This window comes from Kribbella albertanoniae (assembly GCF_004348455.1).
Taxonomy (GTDB): domain Bacteria; phylum Actinomycetota; class Actinomycetes; order Propionibacteriales; family Kribbellaceae; genus Kribbella; species Kribbella albertanoniae.
The window spans coordinates 1-2,490 of record NZ_SMKA01000484.1; the positions used below are offsets into that span (position 1 = coordinate 1).

A 2,490-nucleotide genomic window follows, 5' to 3' on the forward strand; every position below is an offset into this window, starting at 1 on the left:
CTTGGGGGACTGGGGCCGAGGGCCGGGTGGTTTGCGTTGGCCGCCGACGCCGGGGATGCCGGATGGTTTCATCCGGAGGACGAGGAAGACGGCGAGCAGCAGGACCGCGGCGAGGAAGCCGAAGCCGAGGCGGGGGATGAGCGGCAGCACGATGCCGCAGCCGCCGCCGATCACCCAGGACAGTTGGAGCACGGTCTCCGAGCGCGCGAACACCGACGTACGGACGGTTTCCGGGACGTCGCGCTGGATCATCGCGTCCAGCGACAGCTTGCCGAGCGAGCTGCAGGAGCCGGCGATCAACCCGAGCGCGATCAGGATCGGGAACCCGTAGAACACCGCCACCAGGATGGCGATGGTGGCGTCGGCGAGCAGCACGACCAGTACGACGGTCTCGGGTTTTCGGGCCTTGAGCAACGAACCGGCCAGCGTGCCGAGGCTGTTGCCGATGCCGGCCGCGGCGACCACCGCTCCGGCCGCGACCGTGCCGTTGATGCCGGCGATCGGCTGGTCGCGGAGCAGGAAGGCCAGGTACATGGTGAGGAAGCCGGAGACGAACCGCAGTCCCAGGTTGCAGCGGATCCCGCGGGCCACGGCCGCGGTGATCGCCTTCCGCCGCATCTCGCGCCCCGCCGTACCGGTGACTTCTTCGCCGGCCGGCGAGTCGACCGCCGACGGCAGCCGGATCGCCAGGATCAGGCCGACCAGGTACACCAGTGCGGCCCAGCGCAGCGACCACTGCGGCCCGATCGCCGCGAACGCACCCGCGATACCGGCGCCGACCGTCGCACCGGCGACACCGGCCAGGGAGATCCGTGAGTTGGCCGTGACGAGGGTGATCTCCTTGGGAAGCAGCCGCGGTACGGCGGATGCCCGGGTCACCCCGTACGCCTTGGACGCGACCAGACACCCGAGGGCGGCCGGATACAACCAGACCGAACTGCTGTCGGTGATCGACCCGGCGAGACCCCAAACCAGGAACCCCCGCGCACCGAGAGTCGCGCCGATCGCCCACCGCCGGCCGTGCCGGAAGCGGTCCAGGATCGGGCCGATCAGCGGCGCCATCAGCGCGAACGGCGCCATCGTCAGCAGTAGGAACAGTGCGACCCGGTCCCGGGCCTGGTCGCTCGGCACGGTGAAGAACACCGTCCCCGCGAGTGAGACCGCGAACGCCGTGTCACCGGCCGCGTTCACCGCGCCCAGCTCGATCAGTCGCTGCAGCCCCGATTCCTTGGCGCCCTGCGCTCCGGTCAGCCCGCTGATCCGTCGCCCGGTCCACCGGCCGAAGGTCCCGCCGACACTCGCGGTCTTCTTCGACGCCGCGGCAACCCCGGTCGCCCCGACCTTCGAGGCCCGCCCGAACTTGCGCCCCGCCGTACCCAATCGCTCGCGAGCCGCGCCAACCCGCTCACCGGCCGACTTCTTGGGCGGCGTACGGCCGTCTCGGGCGGCACCGGGCGGCGGGGCGCCGGAGGGTGTCGGCCGCGGGTCGGCGGGGTCAGGCGTCTGCATGCCTCCATCCTGCCTCGTGCGGGGGACAGACCGCAGTCACGGCGCGTTCGTCTGAGCGGTCCGGGCGTGCGAGAATGGGCAACCGTGACTGCCCTCAGAACTCCGGACCCTGTGCGCGCCAAGGCCGACGCGGTCTGTGTCGCAGCCGTCGAACCTGCCCGCGAGGCCGCGATCGACGAGGCCGGCGCGGCGCAGATCGGCGAGCACCTCGGTCATCTGGTCGAGGGTGAGCGACTCGTCACGCACTATTTCGCCTCCGCCCACCCGGGATACAAGGGGTGGCGCTGGGCCGTCACGGTGACCCGCGCCTCCCGCGCGAAGACGGTTACCGTCAACGAGGTCGTCATGCTCCCCGGCGACGCGGCGATCGTCGCGCCCGAGTGGGTGCCGTGGTCCGACCGCGTCCAGCCCGGCGACCTGCGTCCCGGCGACCTGTTCCCGACGCCCGCCGACGACCCGCGCCTGGAGCCCGGCTTCACCGAGACCGGCGCCCCGGAGGATGTCCTCGAGGTGGTCGAGGAGCTCGGCCTCGGCCGCGAGCGCGTTCTGTCGGTGTTCGGTCGCGACGACGCTGCTGAGCGCTGGGCCGCCGGCGACTTCGGTCCTGCCGCCCCGATCGCCCAGGCCGTCCCCTACAAGTGCAACGGTTGCGGCTACTGGATCCGCCTCGGCGACAGCCTCGGCCGCTCCTTCGGCGTCTGCGCCAACGAGATGGCCCCCGGCGAAGGCCGCGTCGTCGCCTTCGACTACGGCTGCGGAGCCCACTCCGACGCCGTCATCGACCTCGCCGAGCCCCCGGTCGCCGACCACGCCTTCGACACCACCGGCTACGACTCCATGGAGCTCGCCGCTGACGACGAAGCCGCCGAAGCCGACGCCGTCCAAACCGAGGTAGAAGCCGCCGCCGAACCCACCTCCGACGACGAGGTCACCGAGTCCTGACCCCCGGTACGCCGCCACCCGGCGTACCGCACTGAGCAC

Annotated in this window: 2 protein-coding genes; one reads left to right on the forward strand and one right to left on the reverse strand. The window is 71.9% G+C overall.

Features of this window, described 5'->3' with window-relative positions:
- Positions 1–1,509, reverse strand: a 1,509-nt coding sequence (locus E1261_RS44345; protein WP_132416325.1) for an MFS transporter, incomplete at its 3' end; no start/stop codon positions are given.
- An 84-nt stretch (positions 1,510–1,593) separates the two neighbouring features.
- Between E1261_RS44345 and E1261_RS44350 the strand changes: the two genes are divergently transcribed.
- Positions 1,594–2,451 carry a DUF3027 domain-containing protein gene (locus E1261_RS44350; RefSeq protein ID WP_132416327.1) on the forward strand — a complete coding sequence of 286 codons (858 nt, stop codon included), beginning with the start codon at positions 1,594–1,596 and terminating at the stop codon, positions 2,449–2,451.
- Positions 2,452–2,490 lie beyond the last annotated feature (39 nt).